General features: G+C 47.5%; 18 protein-coding genes, 1 pseudogene and 1 CRISPR repeat array. Of the genes and pseudogenes, 4 read left to right on the top strand and 15 right to left on the bottom strand.

The window, feature by feature from the left end; genetic code table 11:
* From MKY58_RS04025 to MKY58_RS03995, 7 genes and pseudogenes are all read right to left on the bottom strand, one after another.
* Nucleotides 1–333, bottom strand: coding sequence for a hypothetical protein (locus MKY58_RS04025; RefSeq protein ID WP_339323566.1), 333 nt, complete (start codon nt 331–333; stop codon nt 1–3).
* The gene (locus MKY58_RS04020) at nt 302–1,600 is read right to left on the bottom strand and encodes a hypothetical protein (RefSeq protein WP_339323565.1); all 1,299 of its coding nucleotides are present in this window, start codon (nt 1,598–1,600) and stop codon (nt 302–304) included. The genes MKY58_RS04025 and MKY58_RS04020 overlap by 32 nt, the downstream gene beginning before the upstream one ends.
* Nucleotides 1,572–3,902, bottom strand: coding sequence for a dynamin family protein (locus MKY58_RS04015; RefSeq protein WP_339323564.1), 2,331 nt, complete (start codon nt 3,900–3,902; stop codon nt 1,572–1,574). Before MKY58_RS04015 ends, MKY58_RS04020 begins: the two co-directional genes overlap by 29 nt.
* Entirely contained in the window at nt 3,899–6,202 is a 2,304-nt protein-coding gene (locus tag MKY58_RS04010) for a dynamin family protein (protein WP_339323563.1), read from the bottom strand. Before MKY58_RS04010 ends, MKY58_RS04015 begins: the two co-directional genes overlap by 4 nt.
* Before the next feature lie 16 nt (nt 6,203–6,218).
* Entirely contained in the window at nt 6,219–8,381 is a 2,163-nt protein-coding gene (locus MKY58_RS04005) for a dynamin family protein (RefSeq protein WP_339323562.1), read from the bottom strand.
* A 509-nt stretch (nt 8,382–8,890) separates the two neighbouring features.
* Nucleotides 8,891–9,028, bottom strand: a pseudogene (locus MKY58_RS04000) (IS3 family transposase); the annotation flags it as partial.
* A gap of 36 nt (nt 9,029–9,064) precedes the next feature.
* Complete coding sequence (locus tag MKY58_RS03995) at nt 9,065–10,171, bottom strand: amidase domain-containing protein (RefSeq protein ID WP_339323561.1); 1,107 nt, start codon at nt 10,169–10,171, stop codon at nt 9,065–9,067.
* Between the two features lie 223 nt (nt 10,172–10,394).
* Between MKY58_RS03995 and MKY58_RS03990 the strand changes: the two genes are divergently transcribed.
* A complete protein-coding gene (locus MKY58_RS03990) occupies nt 10,395–11,900 on the top strand; it encodes an oligosaccharide flippase family protein (protein WP_339323560.1) in 1,506 nt (501 codons plus the stop codon).
* Between the two features lie 102 nt (nt 11,901–12,002).
* Here MKY58_RS03990 and MKY58_RS03985 read toward each other — a convergent pair whose 3' ends face one another.
* Entirely contained in the window at nt 12,003–12,614 is a 612-nt protein-coding gene (locus MKY58_RS03985; protein ID WP_339323559.1) for a helix-turn-helix domain-containing protein, read from the bottom strand.
* A 316-nt stretch (nt 12,615–12,930) separates the two neighbouring features.
* Here MKY58_RS03985 and MKY58_RS03980 point away from each other — a divergent pair, with 316 nt between their 5' ends.
* The gene (locus tag MKY58_RS03980; protein ID WP_339323558.1) at nt 12,931–13,296 is read left to right on the top strand and encodes a DoxX family protein; all 366 of its coding nucleotides are present in this window, start codon (nt 12,931–12,933) and stop codon (nt 13,294–13,296) included.
* Between the two features lie 178 nt (nt 13,297–13,474).
* Here the strand turns inward: MKY58_RS03980 and MKY58_RS03975 are convergent, their stop codons facing one another.
* The 5 genes from MKY58_RS03975 to MKY58_RS03955 all read right to left on the bottom strand — a co-directional run bounded on the left by MKY58_RS03975 (nt 13,475) and on the right by MKY58_RS03955 (nt 18,526).
* Entirely contained in the window at nt 13,475–13,807 is a 333-nt protein-coding gene (locus MKY58_RS03975; RefSeq protein WP_339323557.1) for a YxeA family protein, read from the bottom strand.
* 56 nt (nt 13,808–13,863) lie between these two features.
* On the bottom strand, nt 13,864–15,792 hold the full coding sequence (locus MKY58_RS03970; RefSeq protein ID WP_339323556.1) for an FtsX-like permease family protein: 1,929 nt from the start codon (nt 15,790–15,792) through the stop codon (nt 13,864–13,866).
* Nucleotides 15,779–16,564, bottom strand: coding sequence for an ABC transporter ATP-binding protein (locus MKY58_RS03965; protein WP_212950927.1), 786 nt, complete (start codon nt 16,562–16,564; stop codon nt 15,779–15,781). The genes MKY58_RS03970 and MKY58_RS03965 overlap by 14 nt, the downstream gene beginning before the upstream one ends.
* Nucleotides 16,565–16,789: 225 nt before the next feature.
* Nucleotides 16,790–17,824 carry a sensor histidine kinase gene (locus MKY58_RS03960; protein ID WP_339323555.1) on the bottom strand — a complete coding sequence of 345 codons (1,035 nt, stop codon included), beginning with the start codon at nt 17,822–17,824 and terminating at the stop codon, nt 16,790–16,792.
* Nucleotides 17,825–17,842: 18 nt separating this feature from the next.
* Entirely contained in the window at nt 17,843–18,526 is a 684-nt protein-coding gene (locus MKY58_RS03955; RefSeq protein WP_339323554.1) for a response regulator transcription factor, read from the bottom strand.
* Nucleotides 18,527–19,052: 526 nt separating this feature from the next.
* Nucleotides 19,053–22,598: a CRISPR direct-repeat array (repeat unit 32 nt; unit sequence ATTTCAATCCACGCATCCACACAGGATGCGAC).
* Between the two features lie 365 nt (nt 22,599–22,963).
* Here MKY58_RS03955 and MKY58_RS03950 point away from each other — a divergent pair.
* A complete protein-coding gene (locus MKY58_RS03950; protein ID WP_339323553.1) occupies nt 22,964–23,560 on the top strand; it encodes a LysE family transporter in 597 nt (198 codons plus the stop codon).
* Nucleotide 23,561: 1 nt separating this feature from the next.
* Nucleotides 23,562–24,356: an AraC family transcriptional regulator gene (locus MKY58_RS03945; protein ID WP_339323552.1), complete on the top strand. Its 795-nt coding sequence runs from the start codon at nt 23,562–23,564 to the stop codon at nt 24,354–24,356.
* Between the two features lie 66 nt (nt 24,357–24,422).
* On the opposite strand, the gene MKY58_RS03940 is transcribed toward MKY58_RS03945, so the two are convergent.
* Together MKY58_RS03940 and MKY58_RS03935 are read right to left on the bottom strand one after the other, a co-directional pair.
* Entirely contained in the window at nt 24,423–25,190 is a 768-nt protein-coding gene (locus MKY58_RS03940; protein ID WP_339323551.1) for a hypothetical protein, read from the bottom strand.
* A 104-nt stretch (nt 25,191–25,294) separates the two neighbouring features.
* Nucleotides 25,295–26,170 carry an ADP-ribosylglycohydrolase family protein gene (locus MKY58_RS03935; RefSeq protein ID WP_339323550.1) on the bottom strand — a complete coding sequence of 292 codons (876 nt, stop codon included), beginning with the start codon at nt 26,168–26,170 and terminating at the stop codon, nt 25,295–25,297.
* Between the last annotated feature and the right edge of the window lie 130 nt (nt 26,171–26,300).

Raw genomic sequence — 26,300 nt, 5'->3', positions numbered from 1 at the left:
CTATGACATATGTAATTTAGAAAACACCATTAAAGGATCCTGTTCCATTTTGGCCAATAGCATTAAGGCAAAACCCGAGGCCGGTTCTGACCTTAATTGCTGCATATACGCCTGAATGCTATCCTCGGTTTGATCATATAAATCAATGGTTTGGCGGGAAAGCTCCATTAATAACATCGCCCTGTCTTCAATAGAAGCGTGAGCTATCGCTTGGTAAAATTGTTGGTACTTGTTGCTAATCCCTTCGTAAAGCTGCTCTAATTGATAAAAGTGTTCATTCAGAAGAGCATGTAATCTTTCATTATTTTGCTCTAGCAGAATTAGCTTTTCCAAGAATTTCACCTCTTCTCCCACCTAATAAGGCAAATACGATTTCATTAAAATATTCCTCAACTCGTTTATAGGTGTTATTTTTGACCTGATACAAGGATTCTGCATCTATCTTAAAAAGCTCAGTCTTGATTGCATCAATTTGCTGGTGGTAAGCTTTGGCGCAACGAAACAAGGCAGGAATAATGTCTTCATCCTTCGGGAAGGAACTCAACCACCACTCATTACAAACATCTACAGCAGCTATTGTGAAGATATCATCGAGATCCAGATCCCCCAACTGCTTATTCATCCAGGAATTGACCATAGAGCGCCAAAATGGGGCCCCTGTTATCGTCACGCTTTGAGGAATCTGTCTACGGAAACTTCGGTATTGGATTTGTTTCATACCCCCTATCAGGTCTCGAACATGAAAGTCTATAGAAAATAAAACTCCACTTACATTAGACAAATGTTCCAGACGCTGACGTGCTAGGGACATCATTTCCTTTTCTGAAAATACTAAGAGCAGCTTTGCAGTTTGACACTCAGAAATATACTTATAAGTGTTTCTTTCCATCGGGTACTTCACTAGAATGATTTCCTGTCCTGCCTCTTTTGCAGAGACTGTAAAGGACCGAAAACACCAATCCCCCATTTGGAGAACTGGTTCTGGTAGTCCCATGACAACAATTCCTTCACTGCATGCGTCAAAAGCCACGGAGAAATTATCTTCGTTTATTCGAACAGGGATTCCGTCCTGAAGTACATATAATCTTGGGACGGTGTGATAAACAAAGTATAATCTGCCTCGAAAATTCTTCATCCAGTTCTTAAAAGAAAATGATGGTGGAAAAAGCTGAGCATTAGAAAATGAATGAAAAACAGCGAAGACATATTCTGAAGTGAATTTATCTGTGTCGGTAAATACCCAAGTATTCCTTGACGTCCATTGAAACTCCTGGTCTTCATTCGAAAAAATTAATGGTAGCTTTTCTTTCTGATTATTAACTTCCTCTTTATGTTCAGCGTTCGTAGGAAGGTCAAAGTCAAAATTAAAATCATCGAAATCAAGCGAGAACTCTTCATCGATTACTTCAACACCAGCCGCCGCTTCAGGAATGGCAGGTTTCAGATATGCTAACGAATAATCAGCAGGCGGAATTTGCCGGTCTTCCTGGCGGTTTTTCATATGTTGGATATAGTAGAATACGGAATCTTCCTGCTCATTAAGGGGCAAAGTTAAGGCCTCCTTCATCCTTTCATCCAGCCACAACAGTTCTTCCTTCATTTTCTACCTCCAACAGAAATCGCGTGCAGACTTGTAGTTGACGTTGAATGTCCTTTAATTCCACTTCAACAGAATATTGTTGTTCGTTTTCTTTTTGTTCTAAAGCCAGCATACTCTCATTTATTTGTCCTATTTCTTCCTCGTAATGTGCCGCCAATCCTTTTTGTACGGATTCCGTTATATGATGGTTTTGCATAGTAAACCAAGCAGACAGACTTTCCGTCATTCTTTGAATCATTTGGCCAGCCGCATATTCAAACTGCTTCTTCCAGTGATCTTTCTCTCTTAATCTAGATTCTTTTTTCAGCTCCTGCTCGAACATTTGGAGTTTCTGTTCTTGTTCTTTTAACAGCTTTTGTTTCTCTCTTTCCATTTCTAGCATAAACTCTTTGCTTCCCATAGATGCTCGCTTCTGCTCTTTTAATCTTTGAATTTCTTTATAACGGGTCAGCGTTTCGAATTCCAATTGCTTTCTCCTTTGCATATAACGCATACGCTCGCCCTCGTCCTCAACTTTGATAAGCTCGTTATTACCAAAGAAGTTGTCTGCTGACTCCCCGGCTTGTTCCATGATACCTTCAAGGCTTAGCATATTTAAATATTGAATAACTGGACTCTTGTTTAACATTCTCTGGCCAGCTTTACTATCAACAGTCTTTTTCACTGCATGCTCTGCCAATTCTTTTACAGTTTCCTTGACAGTACCTTTACTTAATTCTTTTATCCCCTGCTTAAGTCCCTTCTCGGCAATTTTTTTCCCCGCGGACGTTGCACTCATAGCTGGGATTAGCATCATTGCAATATCCCCAATCTTTCCAATGCCCTTGCCGATTTGCCGAAACATACCGGCATTATTCCCTTCCTTATGGACGTAAACAGGGTCATAAGGAATGTTCAACTTTTCGTTTAAAGACTGTAATTCCATTTCAAGAGCCCGAATTTGAGCTTCAATCTCAGCATCATTGCTTTGTTCCTTCAGCTTATCTCTAACCGTGTCATATTCCTCTTTTATTTTCGCTATTCCGGACAGGAGAACGGCCATTTCCTCTTCTTGACGTTCCGTGATATCTGTAAAATCTGGATCCTTTAAATGAAACGGTAAACCAACAAGTTCGGATTCCCGGAGCTCCCTTTTTATACATTCAAATTCATACTTTGATTGTATCCGCAGCTCATTCATGGATTCGTTAATAAAGGTTCTTTTATCCCGTTCTATGTCGTTCTGTAACTGTGAGAGTAGATTTTGTGCCCCCTCTTTGCTGAAGACATTCTTTTTCTCCTGTTTTACCCAATGATCCCAATACGCGGTTTTAGAATGGATTTTATCTAATTTTTTCGTTAAAATCTGATGCCAGCTTTGTTTTAACTCATTACGTTCTTTAGAAATCAAGGCATTAACTTGATTTTGACGCGCAATAAGCTTGTCCCTCTCAACGGTCAACCCTTTGTTTCCTTTCTCTGTTTGAATCCGCAATAGAGATTGTTTTTGTTCCAGCTTCAACTGAATGTCTAGCAAAAGACGGTAGAGCCGTTGGTTTGCAGCTTCTTTCTTATAAACGTTATGTTGCTGGACTAAAACAGTAAACAAGTAGCTTCGCAACTCTTCGACTCCCTGACCGGTCTTTGCCGAAACCGGGAAGATTTCCAGATTGATATTCAGTCGGTTGAATAAATCCATTTCCATTTGTGTCACAATTTCCACTAAGCTTTCGCCCTCATCTGAGTTTAGTAAACGATCTATTTGATTCATTACAACTATAAGATTAGGCTGAAATTTCAAGATATGATTCAGATATTCCAGATCTGAATTTGACAGGGTTGCCTTGTTGGTAACATACACAGCATATTCAGCTTCCGCGATCGCTTGTTCTGACATTCTTAGATGAGCATCAAAAATGACGTTACTTCCCGGAGTATCGATCAGAGTAAGTTGTTTAGGAAGCTTTGTACGATCAATAAATACACTTATTTTTTCAATGTTCTGAACCTTGTTATTTCCATGAATAAAACTATTAATTTGTTCATGGGAAACTTCTGAGCTCGCCCCATCAACATAGTGAATAACAGCATGGTTTCGGTCATCTGAGGAGATTTCCGTGACGACAGCTGTACTTTCTGTTACTTTCGTAGGCAAGAGATTCTGAGAGTTTAATAAAGTATTAATCAGCGAGGACTTCCCTACACTGAATTCCCCAAGAAACGCTATTTGAAGCTCTGGACGCTCCAAACTATTTCGGATTTGTTCCAACTTATTTAACTGTCCTTCAGTTAGGGAAATTTGACTTTCTATCTTTTCAATCACGGAACCAGCACCTCCTCGCGTTCTTTTAATTGCTCAAGAAGCCCTTCAAATTGCGCTTTCTTTGTTTGGACTAGACCTTCGATCTGCTCCATCTTTTCTTTAATCATACGTTTTTTCTCTTCATTTTCATTAACTAGTCTTTCGCTGCTGGCCAACTCCTCATGAAGAAGACGAATCGTCTCATCACTTTCCTCCAGATACGAGTCAAAAAAATGATCAATAATCGAGTCTATGTTAATCTCCGCCATAATTTGCTGGTAAGAACGAACAACCTTGGCTGCGGAATCCTCAATCATACGAGTAACATCCTTATTAATGCTAACCATTTCTTGTTTACTGGCTTCAATTTTCTTTTCCAGCAATTTCTCTCGCGCTTTACGGTAGTTGTTTTTGAGCTCTTCAATGTCTCTTTCTATCTTCTCTAGCCTCTGCTGTGACAAACCTACAGTCCCTGTGACTGTGCTGTCTTTGCGTGACTCCAACTTTTGAAGCTTTTCTTGAAACTGCTCCTCTAGTTGCTCTTGTTTTTTAATCATTTGCTCCTTGGTATCATCTTTTCTATTCACTGATCGTTGCTTACGCTCAAAACCAATCCAACCTAACACCTTTCCAAGCCCTCTCCATTCTGGAGTTTCATAGTCAGTATAGATGCCAGAAATATTAGCAATCGTACCATTAATCATTTGGTACTGCTGACGGTACATTTCCTCTTCACGCTCTATTTGCCGCTCTATCTCTTGATTGATCTGCACGGATTCAAGGCGTTGTTCAGCTTCTACAGCATCATTTTTTTTGTTGATCAGATTATCTTGAATCTCCTGTATATCGCCTTTTATAGCCAGAAGCTCCTCATTGGGTTTACGCTTCTTCTGTTTTAATCTCGTTTCAATTTGAAATTGATCAATAGGAAAATTAAAAATCCCCTCAAATTCATCCTTATCTGCCTTCAGCTTTTTCATGACTAGATTCATAACGCTCAACCTCAGCTGATTGGCATTTTGATGAATATAATCGTAGAATCGTGAATGTATATAAGCTTCAGTTTGTCCAAAAGACTCATTATACTCATCCAAGTCTTCAAAGTTTGCACAAGTTCGGATCAAATCTTGCTTCAAGGTTTCAACCTCTTCATTGAATTTGGATCTCTGATTATCACGAATTTCAATCGCAAAGCTATGAATCTCTTCCTTATCATTGGCCAGTTTAAGCTTCCTAGTCTCGATGCTCTCTTGAATGATGCGAATTTTCTCTTGTAATTCCTCAACATTTACTTCTCCGGATAAAATATTTAAGCGTTCAGCTAGTTTCTTAGAAATACTTTCAAAGAATAGCACTATGCGGTGCAATGGATCCTCTAATTGCTCCTGTGCCTTTTCACCTTTGGTGAGGTATTCCCACAGACGATGCTCAAAAACTTGGAATCGTGACTTTTCGAAAAGCTCCTGGTTACTCATCCCATTTCTACCATGCATCAGCGTATTATCCCTAGAAAGTAAAGCTTGCTGAGAGCTTACAGGATAGACAATCGCTTGGTGTTCTTCTACTTGGTAATAATCATTATTCCGCAGCTTTTCCTCGATAGATTGAATGACATCCATAATTGACTGGTCTTCTTCATTTACCTCATCACAACGGTTGGCCACAAAAAAAATGCGATTAATTGATTCTTTTACTTTTTGTAAAAATTCATATTCCGTTCGGGAACCTGCTTGATTTATATTAAATAGGAAAATACTTGCATTCGAACGGCGGATTTGAGCATGGGTTATTTCATCATGTTTTCGATGTAAGCTCTTCATCCCCGGTGTATCCACAATAACTACGCCGCCTTCAAGGTAGTGAGAGTCAACAAAGACATCCACATATCTAATATCATCCACTACCGAATGAGATTGACTCATTTCCGTAACAAATTCCTCAAGATTCGTAAATTCAACAGTCTGTGTCGTTTCATTTTCAAAATGAACTATAACTTCCTCCTTATGATTAGGATTTTCGCGGATATGGCGAATAAAATTGACGGTAGCTGTTGTCGGCATAGCTTTGCTAGGCAGAACTTTTTTTCCGATTAATGCATTAATAAAGGTAGATTTACCGGTACTGAATTCCCCGACAACCACCAATTCAAACCGGCTTACTTCAAAGTTGTCTTTTATTTTTTCAAGGCTTTGAATTGCATCTGTTAAATCAACAAACTCACTCAATTCCATTTGCCAAGCTTTTGCCGCCTGAATATTTTCCGTCAAAGCATTTTTTATTAATTCCATTTTACGCAAATAGTTTTGTTTAAAACTTTCCATTCTGTATTTCCTCTCCTTAATTAAGATTGACAGCTCCCATCAATTCATCTTCTGTTTCCTTTTGCTGTGCACGGATGGCATCACGAATCCATTTCACAATTTCATCACGGTCTTTCATAATGTCTTCGTAGCAACCAGAATAGATTGACACGACATAATCGTGCAAATACGCTCTTAATTCGATCTCAAGCTGACGGGTAAATGCTAGTGAAGTGTTTAGTACTTTGTCCAGCAAATCGTCAAGTATTTGCTCCATTTCCATTTCAAGTGCCATGAGTTGGCAAGAGTTATCTCTTTCGCTTCTGGACAATTGTAACTTCAACTGGCTAAGTTCTTGGTCTCTTTGTTGAAGACTGCTTTGAACTTTGTAAAATCGTTGTTCAAGATCCTCTTTTTGCTTTAACCAACTTTTTTGCTTTGAGTCATCCGAGCATATTTTCGTTTTTGTTTTGGACATACGTAACCAGCCAAGAAATCCGCTTCTTTTTACTTGATATTCTTCTTCCCAACGATCAACATCAGGCATTGACCCAAGCCTTTGTATAGCTTCTTTATGTCTTTGAAATTCCCGTTCCTCTGTTTTTCGAGTCTCATTTATTTCATCCACAGTCTGTTTGAGCCTTTGCTTAATCGTTTGAGTCTTTGCCTCCATCGAGCGTTGCTTCTCTGTTACCGTTTCAAAAAGATGAATATCATTAGAAAAGGCTCTGGTGGAAAGCGATTGGAATGTAAATGCCTTAGCTTGTATATTCTCCTTTAATTGAGCTAAATGAGTCAGTTCGTCCTCTCCTTCTCGCTCAAATTGTAAAATAAGATCGAAAACTTCTTGATTCCTTTGTTGGAATTTATCGGTAATCGTGTCGAGAAATCCCCTCGTCTTCTTTTGAAATTGTTGAATAATATCAGAAACTTGCCTCTGAATGACATGATCCAATGCTTTAAACTCTTGTTGAACCGATTCGATTATGCGATCAGCAGGCAATTGCTTCAATCGTTTGTTCAGCAGCTTTATTTCATTACTTAAGTAGCTGCTGCTAGAGTTCACTGCAGGTTCTATCCAACTAGAAGCATTGTTTTCAATATTTTTCTGAAGACTCATAGTTTGTTCATCAATGAAAGATACCAGATTTTTTTCAAGTGCTAGAAATCTTCTACGGACAAATTGAATATGGCGTTTTGCCCGGTGTTGCTTATGTTCAAGTTCGTCTTGCTGCTTTGCCAATGAACTTTCCAACTCCTGCTCGAGGTAGTGGATTTGCCTTTGAATGGAATCGTAGAATCCTTGTACAAATTCAGTGTTATTCATATATGTAGTTAAAGCGTACTCTAGTTCGGAGAACCCCCACTTTTGTGCCAGTGATTCATTATGTTGTTTACGCCCCTCCAATGCATACCTTGAAGAAATTCCATAGATAGTCGGATTTTCGACTCCTACCAGTTCCTTGGCTTGCTTCTTCACATGCTCGAGCATTTCGGATCGTTCCTCTTCAGCAATTAAATCTAACTGATTTAACACAAAAAATAACCGGTCCTGATAATTGGATATATAGTCCAAAAGCTGGCGGTCCGGATCGGAAAACCCTCTATTAGGCAGTAAATATACAATCGCTGCAGCGTCCTTGATTTCCTTTTTTGTCGTCTCAAAAATTTCTTTCGCTAATCCATTTGCCCCAGGAGTATCAACCAAACAAATGGCAGTCGGTTGCTTTGAGTTAATCAAGTAAACATCGACATATTCAATGTCACGAGCAATATCAAAACCACCTTTTAGCAAGGAAACATAAAACTCGATGTCTCCCTCGCCCTCTGACAAATCTAAAAGTTGCTTATTTCCATTCCTAAAGAGGACCTCAGCTTTATTAGCCAGCGGGGACAGCTCAGAAACAGAGTATACCCTGGTAGAAGCAGCCGTTGTTTCACTTGCTGAGGAAGGCAGGAGCTTTCGACCTATCAGGGCATTTAAAAAAGTTGACTTTCCAGCGCTGAAATGACCCACAATTACTATTTTAAAAACACTTTTATTTACTCTTTCTTTTAGGAGATCAAGCTCTTGAAGGAGAAACGGATCAGAGTCTGTAATCTTATTCTCAATCTCCCTAATATGAGTCATTAGTCTCTCTTGATCAATCGACAGCTTTAACAGTGTTGATCCCCCTCTCTTAGTCGCAATTCCAAGCAAGTCATTCGTCTCTTTAAAGAAACATCACGTAATTCTTTATACTTATTTTATTCCACTTCCTCTTTTAACCTCCCTTTTTTCGACATAGGTCACTAGGATTATACAAAATGTAGTATACATATGTCTGCCACCAAACATATATTCTTATTAAATTCTAAAAGATTCACGTTGCTCTGCCATTGTTCTGAGCAACACCCATACCGCCCAATCCCCGTAAAAATAAAGCCAAGCTTCTTTTAAGCAGTAATCCCATTCGAGCGTGCCTCAATTGTTGTATCTTCTCCCCCTTTTATCGTTTTCCAAAAAGAAAAAACCTCACACCCAAGATGTGAAGTCCATTTCATTCCCTCGATAAAATCGAGAACCCTCCATGAATCACGTTTCTTTTCCTATTTGAATCCACTCAAACAACAACCGTCCATAGATAGATCCCCAGGAATATGGACTGTCAACAGTAAATCAGACAACTTTTTCGCCTCCGAGATCGGTATGAAGGCACTAAATGTCGCTCAAATTCGCCTTCTACTGTGGCAAAGGCACGGGAAACTCTGCTCTTTCATAATCCGTCCGATCCGACGGCTTGAAACAGTGCAGCCTTGTTCTTGAAGTTTGACCTTCAATTTGCGCGTTCCATATGCTTTTCGGTTGCATGAAAGATCTCTACGATAGCCGTCGTTGTTTCGTCACCTAACATGAATCAAAATATACTTCGTCGTTTGATCCCATCCCAAATCGAATGGTACGCGGTACCGGTCGGCGGTATGGGAGTTCACGAGGGGATAGCCGTTCGCGTCGTGCCCGACGACCACGGAAAAGTGGTCCGTGTCCCCTTTCAGCTCGTAGCCGATCAGATCGCCCGGCTGCAGCTTGGCAATCGCGCCGTGCGGGTGCTTGTCGCTGGATCGCGTAATTTCTTCAAAAGTTCCTTTGGCAATCAGGCGGCCGTATCCGGAGTAAAACAAGAAGCGCTGGAAGGCATCCGTCTGCACCCAGGCCTGGCTTCCGCCTCCCCGATATCCCCAAATGCCGGACATCGGCAATCCGCCGCCTTCTTTTTTATCGCCAAGCACCTGGGATGCGAAGTTGGTGCAGTCTCCTCCCAGAGACGTATAATCCCTATAATTCCGGTTGTATCGATTGTTATTGCCGGCTCCCCAAGCCAGTCCCGCATATTTGTTGGCGTAAGCGACGGCGCGTTCCCGTTTGTATCTGCCTTCTTTTTGGGCCGCCTCGGGTTCGGGCGAAAGATGCGGAAAGCCGGGAGGGGAATCCGGGATCAGATCCGGATTTTCTTCAAGCGGATCGAGGTACCACTCCTTTTTAACGATCCATCCGTCGCTCGTTTTTTTCAGGATAAGGGCATGCCGGGTACCGATTCCAAAAGACTGCGGAGGAACGGACGACGACTTGTAGCCGTAAGAAATTTTGGTGGATTGGACCAGAGAAAGTACGGCTTGATCCCCTACTTCCTTCAAACGGGCGATTCGGATGCGGGGTTCGGCGGCGATCAGCCGAAGTCCGCGTTTTTCAACCCATGCGTGGACGTATGTTGCGCGTTTTAATTCCATTTGGTAAGCGTAGCGGCCCCCAGATTCGGACAGGTCGTAATATTTTTCAATCGTCGTCGGCTGCTGATCAATGAGCAAGCGGTTGCGGTCTTGGTACAATTGCTCCAAAAACGGCATCATCTTTACTTTATCATCGTCCTGCTCGGGGGAAAGCGCATAAGTATCCGATGGCGATAAGCAAAGGATCAAAGACATGCCAATCAGCAAAAACAGTCGTAACACGGCGGAAATCTCCCTTATCAAGGTTATTTAAGCGTCAGGGCTTTATTGAAAATCCTTGAATATCCTTTTGAGAATCAACCTTTATGCTTCCCATGATGAACGGAAATATCCTTTGAGGTTCGAATTCCATATCCTGGTTTCAGACAAGTTTCGGCCGCTAATTGGGACTACCTTCACCGTTTCGCTCATATAATTTGGGGACAACGTTTTTTGGGGTGAAAAGATGCCGCTTCCTTCCGTCCTTAAACAAACCGTTATGCGCACAAGCATCATTTTTCTGGTGAAAGCCATCGGGCTTGCGGCCCGCATCCCATTGTTTCGGCTGCTCGGCTCGGAAGGAACAGGGATCTATCAGATCGTATACTCCATCTTCGGATTCGCGCTTACGCTCACCGTAGGGGGCTTCCCTACATCACTGGCGCTCATGACGGCAAAAAACGCAGCTCGCGGTCTGCAACTTTTCAACCGGCTGGTTGTCCCGTTTTTGATCCTGGGTGTATGTTCCGGCTCTCTTTACTACGCCATAGCTCCATATATTGCTTATGATCTCGGGGACAGCCGTCTGGCGTTTCCCATCCGCTGCATTGCGCCGGCGCTCGCGGTGATTCCATTACTGCAGCTGTACCGCGGTTATTTGCAAGGGATCGAGTCTTACCTGCAAGCGTCCGTTTCCGAACTCGTCGAGCAGGCGGTGCGCGCCGGTACGATGTTATTATTGGCGGTTTTATGGCTGAAATACGGCATTCATGCTGCGGCCGGCGGGGCGGCGTTCGGGGCCTTTACAGGCGGCGTGACCGCATTATGTTTTCTTTGGGTTTTGCGAAATAAAAATCAAAAGGGTTCGCCGATCAGTGCGGGGAAAACGTCCACGTTACGCTGGTTCATCCTGGGGCCGGAAGCCTTTCTTTTCGTAAAGTCATCCCTTGCCATGATGTTTACCCGTTTAATTTCCCCGGCAGCCGATCTTCTGGATGCGCTGATTATCCCTCGCCGACTGCAGATCGCGGGACTTACCCACTCGGGTGCCCTCGCCGTTTACGGGGAAATATTCGGCATGGCATCGATCATCGTTTACCTGCCTACCATTGTGACCGCCGCTTTATCCTATACAGTTGCCTCGAAGCTGTCAGCCAGTTGGCAAAGCAACAACAGGAAAGATTTTATAGAACGCTCGAACATATGCCTGGAAATCGGGTGGTTATGGGGGATCAGCTCTGCCATCATCCTTTTCTTTCATGCGGACGAGCTCTCTAGGCTCATTTTTGGAAACGAAGATGCGGCCGCGGCCATTCGCTGGATGTCCTTTGCCCCGATCATTGCGGGGATGAGGGAGCTGACGACGACGATTTTATGGACGACCGACCAAAGGAAAGCGCCCTTCATCGGCTCTCTTTTCGGCCTTGCCTGTTCCGTGATTGCAGCATACTTCTTAACGGCCATTCCCGGGTTCGGTTACGCCGGCGCGGCCATCGGCATCTTCCTATTCGAACTCGTTCCATTGCTTGGGAACGCCATCGTTTTGCATAAACAGTGCAAAGGTGCGTTTTCCATCGGCCACTTGTTTAAAATCTCGCTGTTTCTGGTGCTGATTCCCTTTCTCCATGCTCCATTGGATGCCTTTCTGGCGCACATCGGCCTGGCGTCGTCGGCTCTCCGATCGGCCATAAGCCTGTTGTTTTTTACCGCCAATATGGTTTTATACATCCTGTACCGATTCCGGAAAAAATAATCCATGAATCGGGAGGGCCAATGAGTGCTCTACACCCGAAAAAGCAAAAATAAAGCCTTATCTATCGCGAAGAATAGATAAGGCTTTTACGATTCAGCACGTTTACGATTCCGTCTTCCCATACGGCTCCAACAAACGCCCGCTTACCTTGGTAAGAAACGCCGACCATCTCTCTTGAAATTCGGGGTCGCTTGACTCAAGGCCGGTCATGATCTGCGTGATGCTGCTGAAAATGATCGGATACGTCGTTAAAGCGGTCAGCGCCAGCGCCAAAAGTTCAGGGTCGAGATCCGGCGGCACCATCCCCTTTTCTTGTTGGGCCTTCCAGTACGACGCGTAGGATTGCAGGGCATTTTCCCCGCCCTTATTCCATGAGGTTTGCTCGGCTCGCGCCTCAAGCGCTTCCCAAGCGGTGAACTTAATGAAGTCCGCCCTCGCCTGGCTGTTGACTCTGAAACGGTGCTCCGCAATATGGAGAGGATCGTCGGGAACCTGGGCAACCCACTCCGGTTCGCTCGTCGCCGAATACGCCAAAACGGCTTCCAGCAGTTCCGCTTTCCCTTTGAAGTAATGATAGATCAGCTGCTTCTTCACCCCGGCGTTTTCCGCGATCGCCTCAATCCGCGCCCCCTTAAAGCCCTTGTCGAAAAACTCGCGTTTTGCGGCTTCAAGAATGTTCTTTTGCGTACGTTCCGCGTTGCGTATTTCTCCCACTCGGCTGTACCTCCATCCCAGTCTGTTAAAATCATCGTACCCGCTTACTGAACTGCTGTCAAATTTAATTTTACAAAAATAAAATTATACTTGACGAAAGTAAAGTTGTAACTTACCATGTAGTCAGTAACCAATATTTGTTACAAGGTGGCGATGGGAACAAACGCGTAGCTTCGCTGAAGGCAGGAAAATCCGAATGGTCTTGAAAGGGGCTGTGATGCGGAAGAGCGAAATTCGGGTGGCGAAAATGATTTCCTGGATTGAATAAGCTTTGCATCAGTATCGTAAAAAAATTAAATCAATGGAGGAATCCCCTATGACCGTGTTATCGATCGTTCTTCAAAGCTTGCTGATTGCTTATTATGTCTTTTCGGGTTCCGCGAAGATCGCGGGGGCCAAATACTGGGTGGATGTGTTCAACGGTTTGAAGCTGCCTCAATGGTTCCGCGTCATCACGGGCCTGGTTCAGTTGGCCGGAGCGGCCGTGCTCATCATCGGCTATTGGTATGCAGAGGCGGTTGCATGGGGCGGCATTTGGCTTGGATTTACGATGCTGGTCGCGTTTTTTGCGCATATCAGGGTTAAAGATTCGTTCGGCAAAACGGTGCAGCCCGTCGTGTTCCTTGCGCTCATCGTCGTTGTAACCCTTATGAATGCGGACGGCATCATGAACCTTTTATAATCACGATCGATACGCCGGGACCTGCGGCTGCGGCTCCCGGTTATTCCGCTCCAACGAAAAAACACCCGGCAACCCGCCGAGTGCTTTCCCCACTAAATCTGCTATTCCAACCTTTTTTATCTGATCTTTTCTATCTATTCTTTTTATCTAACCTTGTTTTAACTAACGTTCATTCACCTTACAACCCGATGCCCTTCGGCAAATCCTCCTGCTTCACCTGCTCCCATTCCTGCACGTACGCTCCCTTCGCCAGCACCTTCAAATAAACTCCCTGCTTCAAATCGACGCTGGACGTAAACGTCACGTCTTTCTTTTTGCCCTCGGCATTGTACCCGGTCAAGCTGTACTTGAATCGGCCGTCGTCCGGTTCCGAAGGTTTATTCACCTGGACGTAGACATATTCTTTGGTGATGAACGGGTTGAAACGATCGACGACGTCTTTGTACGAAAAAACGAAAAATGCTCCGAAAATGACGATGATAAAAGCGGCAACTGCGCCGAATTTTTTCATGATGGTTCCTCCTCTTTTCCCATGGTTGAATCATGGATTTGCTTGATTTCAGCCTGTCAGGACATGGCGTTTTTGACGATTTTCCTATAGTAGCCGATGGTCAGGACCGCAAACACAAAATAGATCAAGGCGTACATGGCCATCGCAATCACCGAGGGTACGGTGATGTCGGACAGGACCAGGATGGACGCCGCTTTGACGGCAAAGATAGAATGCAGGATGCCGATCAGGAGCGGTATCGCGAACACGAACAGCTGCTTGCGTACGATGCCCCTCATGATGTCCTTCACGTCAAAGCCGAGCTGCCGCAAGGTCTTGAAGCTCCTTTTCTCCTGTTCCGCTTCGGTCATTTGCTTGAAGTACAGGATGCTGCCCGTCGAAATGAGGAACACCAGGCCGAGGAAGGCCGAGATGAACATCAATAACCCGAGCGAATGAAGCGCCCCCTCGTATTGCGTATGAAAATCGGGTTCGAAACCGTCCTTCGACACGTATTTGGCGTAAAGGGCCGATGCCTTGGCACGCTCCGCTTTGCCCGGGACCTGATACGTATCCAAGCGGACTTTTTCGTATCCGGAAGATCCCGGCATGTTTTTCGCCAGCTCCTGCACGGTGTTTTCTGAGGTCACGAGTTGGGCGCCGTAAACGTTGAAGTTCATGACGTATTGCGTGACGAGGTTCGTCAGCCGCATTTTCGTTTCCCCGTGTTTGCCCAGCGCGATTTCCTTCGGGAACCCCATGCCTTCCTTATCAGTTTTTCCTTCGAGGTTCACCCGGGCATCATACAGCACGGCCTCGCCTTTCGGCGGCACTTTCACCTTCATGCCCGCATTTTGAAGCTGCTCCGCCGGCAGGAACAACATGCCTTGCGTCGATTCTTCCGGCTTCCCTTGCAAATCACGGATCGTTCCCTTCAGCCGCACCGCGTCAATCGGGTGATGATCGAACCGGATGCCCGCCTTCTCCAGCTCCGCGCCGAACGACTTGGCGTCCTTTTCTTTGTTTTCGAACACAAAATCGTACGGCAGCGAGATGCGCGTATCGCTTTCCGCCGAAAAATAAAGCGAGTAGGCCAGCGCCACCATCGTAAGCGTCATCGCCGACAACACCGTGATCAACGTGAGCGAGTTGGCGTTGGCTTTCATCCGGTGCATGAGCGGTGCGAGGGACAAGCTGTTCAGCAGCCCGAGATGCCCGTTTTTTCTTTTCCTAAACTGGTAAAACAGCCACCCGATCGTCACCCGGAACAGCAGATACGTGCCCAGGATCGTCGAAAGGAGCACCAGCAGCATGTTAAAAAACAGCATGTCGTTCACCATATGCCCCGACAGGTCATAGCCGCAGATGATCAGCGCGATGCCAAGCAGGGCAAGAAACGCGGCGACGACGGTTTTCGGCTTCTTGGGATGGTCGCCTTGGCGATCCGCGTTAAACAATTCCAGCAGCGTGTTGCGGTAAACCGTAAGCGTCATCTGTATCGAAGTGAACACGATCAAGGCGGCAAAAACGATCACCGTCTGCACCGCCGCCGCGGCCGAAAAGGCGATCCCGACGATGACGTCGAAGCCGAGCAGCTTCATCAGAATCAGCAGGAACAGCCGCGATACGAGCGCGCCGCACCCGATACCGAGCAGAAGGGCGCCCAATCCGAGCAGCATGTTTTCGATGATCAAAAACCGGGCCACGCCCAGCTTCGACAGGCCGATCAATTGGTATAAACCGATCTCCTTGCTGCGCCGCTTCAGAAAAATGCTGTTGGCGTAAATGGTAAAGATGGCGACGATGACGAGCAGCAAAATTCCCGCCACCCGGAACGACGTTGCAAAATTCACGTCCGCGCCCATCCGCTCCACGATCGACGAATCATGCTGCAGCGTCGCAAAGACGAAATACAGGCTCATGCTGAAAATGAGCGCAAAAAAGTACAGGTAATAATGTTTGATGTTTTTCCGAATGCTGCGGATGACCAGTTCAAATAACGTCAACGTTGTCCCCCCCAAGCACGGCCTGCACGTCCATGATTTCCTTGAAAAACGACGGTCTTGTTTTGTCCCCGCGGTACAGCTCGGAGTAAATTTGTCCGTCTTTCAGGAACACGACCCGGCTGCAGTAGCTGGAAGCGACGGGATCATGCGTGACCATGACGATGGTGACGTCCCGTTTCCGGTTCAGGTCTTCCATCGTTCCCAAGAGGGAGGAAGCCGATTTGGAATCCAGCGCCCCCGTCGGCTCGTCTGCAAACACCATCGAGGGCCGGTGGATCAGGGCGCGGCCGGCGGACGTGCGCTGTTTTTGCCCGCCCGATATTTCATGCGGATATTTATGCGCCAGCTCCTTGATGCCCAAAATGTCGGCGATGATGTTGAACTCCTCTTCCGCCATTCGTTTATCCATTTTGCTGAGGGAAATAGGAAGCAGAATGTTTTCCTTCACGGTGAGCGTGTCGAGCAGGTTGTAATCCTGAAAAATGAAGCCGAGTTTTTGGCGGCGAAAAGCGGAAAGCTCGGCATCCTTCATTTTCGAAACATCGGCGTCGTCGATCCGAATGGTCCCCTCGGTCGCGCGGTCGATGGTCGCCAGCACGTTCAGCAGGGTGGTTTTCCCCGACCCGGAAGGTCCCATGATGCCCACGAATTCCCCTTCCAGGACGCGAAGATCGATGCCTTTTAACACTTGTTGGGCGCTGCCTTTCGAACCGTAGGTTTTGCGGACGTTCTGCGCGTGCAGCACCGTTTTTTGCGAATTGATGTCATTCATAGCGAACCTCCATGTTTTGCTGTATCCTCATTGTACTTTCGACCGCCGGGTCTTGTCGCACGTTTTGGATGACAGGCCGGCAGGGCAAGGTGACAATATCGTCATGTTGCGGCTGCGGCAAATCAAAAAAAGCAGTCAGGACGTACCCGGCTGCTTGTCTTGTATAGATTCCATTATGGGGAACATCGGAAGGGGATATTCCCTTCAAAGAAGCAAGGATTGGGGCTATGTCAGCATCCCTCTCCGGATCTCCTCAAACTCGTTTTTAACCGCAAAAATCATGCGCATGTTCGTTCCGTTTGGCGGCTCCGACTGCGCTTGAAGCGTAATCCCGATTTTGGACGCGACGGTTTGCGCGAGATACAGCCCGAGGCCTGTTGCCGCATTTTGGATTCGGCCGTTCCCGCCCGTAAAGCCTTTATCGAAAATGCGCGGCAGGTCGTGCGCGGCAATGCCCGGCCCTTCGTCCTTCATGTTCAGAACGGCGTTCCCGTTCTCCGTGACGCTTGTCCCGATGACGATGATCCCGCCCTCCGGGCTGTATTTGACAGCGTTCGTCAGCAGCTGGCGGAGGATGAACCGGCACCATTTCCGGTCGGTCACGACCTCGGCGTCTTCGCCCTCGAATTCGACCGCGATGTTTTTCTCCATGCACCAGGAAGCCAGGTCGCGCACCTCCTCCGCGGCAAGCCGCCGCACGGACGCCGGCTCCAGCACGTAATCCGACTCAAGGGACGGAAGGCGCGCCATATGGAGCTGCCGGTCGATCAGCAAATGGATCCGCAGCCACTCCGCTTCGATTTTCCGGATCGCCGGATCGCTGCGGTTGGCGTCGATCGTAAGTTTCATCGCGGTCAGCGGCGCTTTCACTTCATGAATCCAGGAGGAGGTAAAATCATTTTCGATCAGCTGCGCCTGCTTCACGTCGGATAGCTTTCTTCTGTAAAAAAGATCCGCCGCACGCAAAATGTCGTTCGTTACCTCATCCGGATAAAAAGCCGGTTTCGGCAACGTTTCCAGCCAGTCCTCGTGCATCTCTTGGCTTCGTGCCGCCAGCGCCGCCGCATACTTCGTTTCCGTTTTATAACGCCAACCCAAAAATACCGCAAAGACGAGCAGGAACAACACGTTCAAATAGATCATGGAGCCGGCATGGACCGCGATGCCATGGTCGAGCAGAATCAGCACGTCGGTAAACACGAGCAGCGCCAAAAACAGAACAATCCAGCTTTTTTTATAAGCCACATAACGTAAAAACAATTCTCCGACTCGCCTCCTTTATAACGTGATGGCCATGTAACCAAGCCCTTTTTTCGTGACGATCGCTTCTTCGAGCCCGAGCACCGCCAGCTTTTGGCGCAATCGCGTCATGTTGGCCGTGAGGGTGTTGTCATTCACAAAATGCTCGTCCTCCCACAGCTTCCGGATCAGATCGTGGCGGGACACGATTTCATTTTTCGCTTGGACGAGGACGGCAAGAATAAAAAATTCGTTTTTCGTCAAATCGGCCTCCTGGCCGTCCTTGCGGATGACGCCGCGCTTCATGTCGATGACCGCACCGTTCCACTCGATAATATCCGACGCCTCTTCCCCGTATGCATACGTCCGGCGGAGGATCGCCTGGATTTTGGCCAGCAGCACGTCCATATGGAACGGCTTCTGGACGTAGTCGTCCGCGCCCATGTTCATCGCCATCACCATATCCATCGGATGGTCCCGCGAGGACAGGAACAGGATCGGCACCTTCGATACCGCCCGAATTTCCCGGCACCAGTGAAAACCGTCGTATTTCGGAAGCTGAATATCCAAGACGACCAGATGGGGCTGCGCATCGGCAAAAGAACCCATCACATCGTCAAACGATGCCGGTCCCGTCACGCGCAAAGACCATTTTTCCAGCCTTTCCTTCAGGGCTTCAAAGATGTGGGCGTCGTCTTCGACGATAAAAATGTTCATATCCATCGGTATACCGTCCCCTTTCATACCATGTATTGTAAATCATAGCGGGCGTGAATTGAAATACAAGGCAGGATAAAGGACTCTTCCTTAAATAGAAAAAGACCCTCGAAAGAGAGTCCTATGGTATAATATGGATTGTACAACATTTCGGCTATAAGGGCGGTCGGCTAGTCTCCCAAACGGGAGGTGATGCCTATGACAGCGTATGAAGCGATAAGCTTAATGCTTACCTTCGGGACATTAATCGTCGCGCTGCTTTCGTTTAATAAACGAAAATAGACCGCCCCAGGTAAGGATTCGGTCTATTTTCTGATCAACCTTACGGCCGACCGCTCTTTTTAGCGGCTGTTGTGCTGAGGGATCGTGTTCCAGCACGGTCCCTTCTTTAATGTTATCTTAGCATATGGAGAAATATACCTCAAGGTTCGTGGCAATTAGGGCTTCCGTAAATTTCTTAGCGACCCGTTTCGCGTGATTTTCTTGTGTTTAAAAAGCGGCCAAACGGGAGGTGAGTTCTACGACGGCTTATCTTTCGATCCACGCATCCGGATAGGATGCGACTTATTGACATGCAAAGTTTCTATGCCAGCGTTGAATTTCAATCCACGCATCCACATAGGATGCGACCCTGTATCGAATACAAGATTGTTCATCGTAAGGCATTTCAATCCACGCATCCACACAGGATGCGACAGAGGCGCGCAACTGTAACTTTTATGACCCCTATATTTCAATCCACGCATCCACACAGGATGCGACTCATCCGCCTCCCACGCATCAGGAAATCGTTTCATATTTCAATCCACGCATCCACACAGGATGCGACATTTAGCACCTTCGGGTGCTTTTTATATTTTGCTATTTCAATCCACGCATCCACACAGGATGCGACCCATCCCGATAGATGTCGTAACGATCGGCGCCGATTTCAATCCACGCATCCACACAGGATGCGACATAAACATGAAGGCTGCACGCTGCTCATTATCGATATTTCAATCCACGCATCCACATAGGATGCGACGTTCGGCACCTTACGGTGGGTTTCCCCGTCCAGAACATTTCAATCCACGCATCCACATAGGATGCGACTCGTTCTGCCGTTGCCGGACAACCGACAGGCCCTCGTTATTTCAATCCACGCATCCACACAGGATGCGACCCATCCCGTCGAGGTGTGTGCCGTCCGGGTTGTGATTTCAATCCACGCATCCACACAGGATGCGACCGAACACCCGGATACGTACGCATATAGTCTTCGATATTTCAATCCACGCATCCACACAGGATGCGACGAAAAGGATAACGGCAATTCAAAAACCTATACAGATTTCAATCCACGCATCCACACAGGATGCGACGAAGAACGACGCGCACGAGCTTCGTCAGGCTTCCATTTCAATCCACGCATCCACACAGGATGCGACGGAAAGCGGACATTCAAGTTTGATGCTAAGGAGATTTCAATCCACGCATCCACACAGGATGCGACATCCAAGCACGTCCATGATGTGATTGCCTTCCGAAATTTCAATCCACGCATCCACACAGGATGCGACAAGCCGGGGCGCACGAAAGGGCGGGATATTCGATATTTCAATCCACGCATCCACACAGGATGCGACTTTTCGAATGTTCACATTTTAGACACAATTATTAATTTCAATCCACGCATCCACACAGGATGCGACTACGGCCAGCTGAAAGAAGTCGGAGACACGCTGATTTCAATCCACGCATCCACACAGGATGCGACGCGGACCCGCTGTTGCCGGGTTCCGACATGAACGAATTTCAATCCACGCATCCACACAGGATGCGACACGGAAGCAATGGACCTAATCACAACCGGCTTTCAATTTCAATCCACGCATCCACACAGGATGCGACGAGGTTAAATTTGGGGTAACAGGGACAAACGGGTATTTCAATCCACGCATCCACACAGGATGCGACGAGGTTAAATTTGGGGTAACAGGGACAAACGGGTATTTCAATCCACGCATCCACACAGGATGCGACCCCACCAGCGATATTCCTACGGTTTAATACGCAATTTCAATCCACGCATCCACACAGGATGCGACGCAGCAGGTTGATTCGGCGAGAGCTCGATACATATTTCAATCCACGCATCCACACAGGATGCGACACGCCGGCGCCATCCGCAAGTACCTCGACCAAATCATTTCAATCCACGCATCCACACAGGATGCGACATTGTTCCGATTCGCTATTAGGCTAACAACTAGAGATTTCAATCCACGCATCCACACAGGATGCGACGGAGGTACGATTATATGAAGACCTTAACGTTTGCCATTTCAATCCACGCATCCACACAGGATGCGACCCAAACAGGCGGCTTCATGATAGGAGCTTCCCGATTTCAATCCACGCATCCACACAGGATGCGACATGATTGCCCGGCGCGGGCGGTGGGTCTTATGGATTTCAATCCACGCATCCACACAGGATGCGACACGCTTTTGTTGCTGCTGATGCAGATGTATACCGATTTCAATCCACGCATCCACACAGGATGCGACGAACACATGTTGGCTTGACATATATTAAATTCTATATTTCAATCCACGCATCCACACAGGATGCGACAAAATGCCTTGAAAACGGCGAATATCGCGTGTGATTTCAATCCACGCATCCACACAGGATGCGACCAATGGCTCCAGCGATTACCGGCATGGCCTCTAAATTTCAATCCACGCATCCACACAGGATGCGACCCACGCTGATGTTTTAAGAAGCATCGAAAAACTTATTTCAATCCACGCATCCACACAGGATGCGACCATACGCCATTCAAGCGGCCGGATCGTGTACTTATTTATTTCAATCCACGCATCCACACAGGATGCGACAGCTTATCCTTGTGCTCTTTCATCGCCGTTGCGAAATTTCAATCCACGCATCCACACAGGATGCGACTTATGGGTTCGCAGGGTCCTTACCAGGGTTTTTATTTCAATCCACGCATCCACACAGGATGCGACTTTGAACTGCCGTCTCGGATCGAGGCGGCATTTTTTATTTCAATCCACGCATCCACACAGGATGCGACGGCGAAAATAGTTCGCCTTCATCGGGATTGGAGAAATTTCAATCCACGCATCCACACAGGATGCGACAGGGACATTCACGTTGTAGGCTTTTACCTCACGATTTCAATCCACGCATCCACACAGGATGCGACCCTTTTGGACTCTCTTATTTTTATGGAGGTGTAAATTTCAATCCACGCATCCACACAGGATGCGACAGAATTTTGAAAAATGCCTGTGTATGATGATAATATTTCAATCCACGCATCCACACAGGATGCGACTTTTCTTCTTTCCTCCATTCCTTCAGGTATCCGATATTTCAATCCACGCATCCACACAGGATGCGACTTACTGCATCTCCGAGGCTGAATTGAACTTGTGTTATTTCAATCCACGCATCCACACAGGATGCGACCGATATCGCCAATCCATATGATAGTGAGGACGGGATTTCAATCCACGCATCCACACAGGATGCGACAGGACGCCGCTGGGCGTACGCGGGGCCGGATGGCATTTCAATCCACGCATCCACACAGGATGCGACTTTCTCTCTGGTGATAAATTTTCTTTGTCAAGTATTTCAATCCACGCATCCACACAGGATGCGACGCGGCGCAAGCTTTGCCATGTCCTTGCCGCTGAAATTTCAATCCACGCATCCACACAGGATGCGACGGTTCGTGGAATGGAATAGTATGCGGATCAAAAGTATTTCAATCCACGCATCCACACAGGATGCGACCAGACCGTCATTTACGGTGCTTACCACCCTTCCATTTCAATCCACGCATCCACACAGGATGCGACGGTCAAGTAATGGACAAAGCGCTGCTGGTTATCCTATTTCAATCCACGCATCCACACAGGATGCGACCAGTTTGTCAATCAGGTAGCTTGTCACAGGCAAAATATTTCAATCCACGCATCCACACAGGATGCGACGCAATCAACTATGCGAGAAATTCAGCGCGGGATATTTCAATCCACGCATCCACACAGGATGCGACTCCGATTTTCAGGCGAACTTCCCTCAAAATAGGCTCTTTATTTCATTAAACAACATTTCCTGCCCCATATAATAAACATTTATTCACATAAAAGGAAGGGTATCAAGATTTTTCGGGTGCGAACCCCCCGGGGAATTCATGGCCACTTCACACTCGCACCAAAGACCTTCCCAGGCGATCTGTAAAAAGGTACCACTTCCTTCATTATCTTAGCATAACCCGTACGGGACAGCTATTGTGCCTTCTCCAAACCATGCAGATCCCCGAAAAATCTATCTCCTGAGCTCCTTGCAATAACGTACTATCCGCTATCGGCTTTTCGGCTCTATAATGCAAGAAACTTATTCTTGAAGGAGCCTTGGAGCATGAACATCATGTCGTTCCTCTTATACTGCGTCGTCGTCACCTTCACGCCGGGACCCTCGAATATCGTCATTTTGGCGTCGGTGAATCAAAACGGCTTCAAACACGCTTTAAAGTTCATTGCCGGATCTTCTTTGGCTTTTGTGCTGCTGATCGCAGCCTCGGTAACGGTAAACCGGGAATTGCTGACCCGCATGCCGGTATTGCTCGCCGGACTTCGAATCGTCGGGAGCTTGTTCATCCTTTACCTGGCTTATAAAATCCTCCGGATGGATGTGTCCCGCTCGGCTGCCAAGCAGGCAACGTCGTTCATGTCCGGATTTTGCATGCAGTTTCTCAATCCCAAGGTGGTCTTGTTTACCGTTACGGTGATCCCGATCTACGTCATGCCTTACTATACATCGGGCTTCGTCCTTTCGGCCTTTGTAGCGCTGGTTTCGCTCATCGGGATTTTAGCCTACCTAACCTGGGCGGTTTTTGGTAAGCTGTTAAAAACACTGCTGCAAAAATACCAAAAAACGACCAATATCATACTCGCATCGTCTCTGGTCTATTCTGCGGTCATGGTGTCCGGGATCGTGGAGCTTGCAAAGGGGTGACATGACATTGGAAGAACGGTTTACCTACAGCCAATCCGCAGGCATGACGGCTCTGTCCGCCAGCTTATCGGATTTCACTTATAAAAAACACTGCCACGAGGAATACGCCATGGGGGTTACCCTGCGCGGGGTCCAACAGTATCATCTGGAAGGCAGCATGCAGTCGTCCGTCCGGGGCGGCGTGATGTTGTTTCATCCGGAGCAGACCCATGACGGAAAAGCCCACGACCGGTCGGGAATCGACTACGTCATGGTCTACGTTCATCCGGATCTTTTTTTGGAGGCGCTCGGAAAAAAGGACGTGCTGCGCTTCAAAGAGCCGATCGTGTATCATGCCGGGTTAAGGCAAAGCTTGCTGGAGTTATCGCAGGCTATTTCCGAAGGTCGGGACGAAGCGTTATGCAGCGATCTGCTTTTTAAAGTCGCGGGGCATGTATCTCAGGATATTTTGGAGCCGATGAACATCAAGGACCGTGCTTTTACGGAAAAAGCCAAAGAAATGATGCGCAGCGACCTGCAGCATGTGCTTCGCCTGGATGAAATCAGCCTTGCCTTCGGGATGTCCAAATACCAATTCATCCGCGCTTTTAAAGCCAACACCGGCATCTCGCCTTACCAGTATTTCGTGAACTGCCGGGTGGAGCAGGCAAAACAGGTGATCGAGCAGCATAAGGACATTTATCTGGCCGTCAGCAGCTGCGGTTTTGTGGATCTGGCCCATCTGAACCGGCATTTTAAACAGGTATACGGCACGACGGCTTTCGAATTTTTGTCCTATGTGGGAGGTAACATGTGACCTATCGTTCCGCCCGGCTCTTCGGCCTGTATCCGAAAAGGATGGCTGGCTGGAGAGCCTTTTCATTCATTCGGATACCAACCGCTTCTTGTCCAAATCCAGCCGGTATTGTATTTTCCCGATGGGGTCGCCGCCCGCTCCCACAGGCGGATACACGATCAATTTGTCGTTTTCAACATGAGGAAACGGATTGTTTTCGGAATAAACCAGCGTATGGAACATATGCCCGTTGCTAACGATTTGCAAAGGAAAAGCTTCGCCGCTGCGTTGGTCGACCGCAAACAAATATCCTTCCACCCCATGACCCGTTTTGTACTGCGGGGTAAGAACGTAAACGTCCGCATCTTTGAAACGAACCCTCTCGAAAGACAGCTTTTTGTCATCGGGCCGGGCAAACATCAACGCGGGCAGCTCCAGCAATAGCCGATTTTCTTTTCCCTGCCGGTAAATAACGGAATAATCGCTTTGAAACGTTTTGTCGCCTTCCCGTCCGTAATTGCTCGGCACGACCAAATGACCAAGCTCCTCCCACCCGTTCGACATCATCACTAACGTTCCTTGCTCCGTGACCGTCTCGGCACGAACGGATGGAGTGTCTTTCACCGAGTCGAGTTCGGTGGAAGCCGTTAGAATCGATTTTGGAAACTGGCTGGTGAGCTTGCTTGGGGTTTCCATCCCGGGGGAAACTTCGTCTTTTTTGTGAATGGCTTGATCGGTGGGATTCGGCGCGGAAAGATCCGTAGCGCGATCAGGCTCAACCGCCGCCTGAGGCGTGCAGCCTAGAAGCAGGCCAAACCATAAAAGGGATGCAGAAAATAAAACCTTCGTGTTCATATAGAAATCTCCCGTTTTCGCTTACCATGCGTTTCCTTCATTGTACACGCCGAATCCATCCAAAAAGTTTATAAAATGTATTTCATTATTTAAATTTCCGTCATCTAGGTCCTAAGCGCATACAACCCCGAAACCGCCCGGTCGAGTCTCTCTTTGATTAGAATCGCCTCCGTATATCGGGCGGGAATGCCCTCGTAGCCATAATAGATACCAGCCACCCCGCCGGCAATCGCGCCGATCGTGTCGGAGTCTCCCCCTAGATTCGCAGCCTGCTGCACGACGCCCGCAAAATCCGGCGCATGGAGCAAAATATGCAGCACCCACCGGAAGGTATGTACGACAAAACCACTCGGCGGGCAATCCGGCTCCGCTTCGATGATGCCTTCGTATTCGCTACCTGCCGTCTCGGCCAAAATCGCTGCTCTTAAGTTTCCCCCCTGCAAAAGACGCTCAGCGATCCGGTTGTACAGGATGCAGGCTTCCGCGCACCTTGGATCGTAATGCGTCATCCGCGACTGCATGGTTGTCACCCGCTCCATGTCCGCCGGGTCGCTGTAGGCCAGCGCCGCCGGCAGGCACCGCATCAGGGATCCGTTTCCGCCGCTTTGCCCCATATCCATATGCGCAACAAAGGCCGCCTCGAACCAGTCCCCCTCGTATTTCTCAAACACGTGACGGATGATGTTCCCGATATCTTTGGGCCGCGATTCATACCAGGCCATAAAACGGCGCCCGATCGCCTCCATCGGCTCCTTCGGATGTTCGAGAATCCCTTCCGCCACGCAAAGCGTCATCATCGTATCGTCGGTCACTTCCCCCGGTTCCAGGCTCCACACGCCCCCGCCGATGATCTCCGTCAAATAGCCGTGTTTCGCCTCGACCTCTTTTGCGCTCATAAACTCCGTCGTTCCACCCAGCGCGTCGCCCACGGCCACGCCATACAGCCCGCCTTTGATGCGGTCGAATAGTTTGCTTTCCATGTAAGCACCTCGTTTCCTGATTTGGAGATAGAATTCCCGGCAAATGCTTTATTTGGCTATGACTATACTACAATAGGCCGCTTATGTCGGGGCGTGCCGTTAGGCAGTCCGGTGCAGACCCGAATTCACA

It is taken from the genome of Paenibacillus sp. FSL W8-0194, assembly GCF_037969745.1.
GTDB classification, from domain to species: Bacteria; Bacillota; Bacilli; order Paenibacillales; family Paenibacillaceae; genus Paenibacillus_AQ; species Paenibacillus_AQ cookii.
This window is presented reverse-complemented; position numbering and strand designations above follow the sequence as displayed.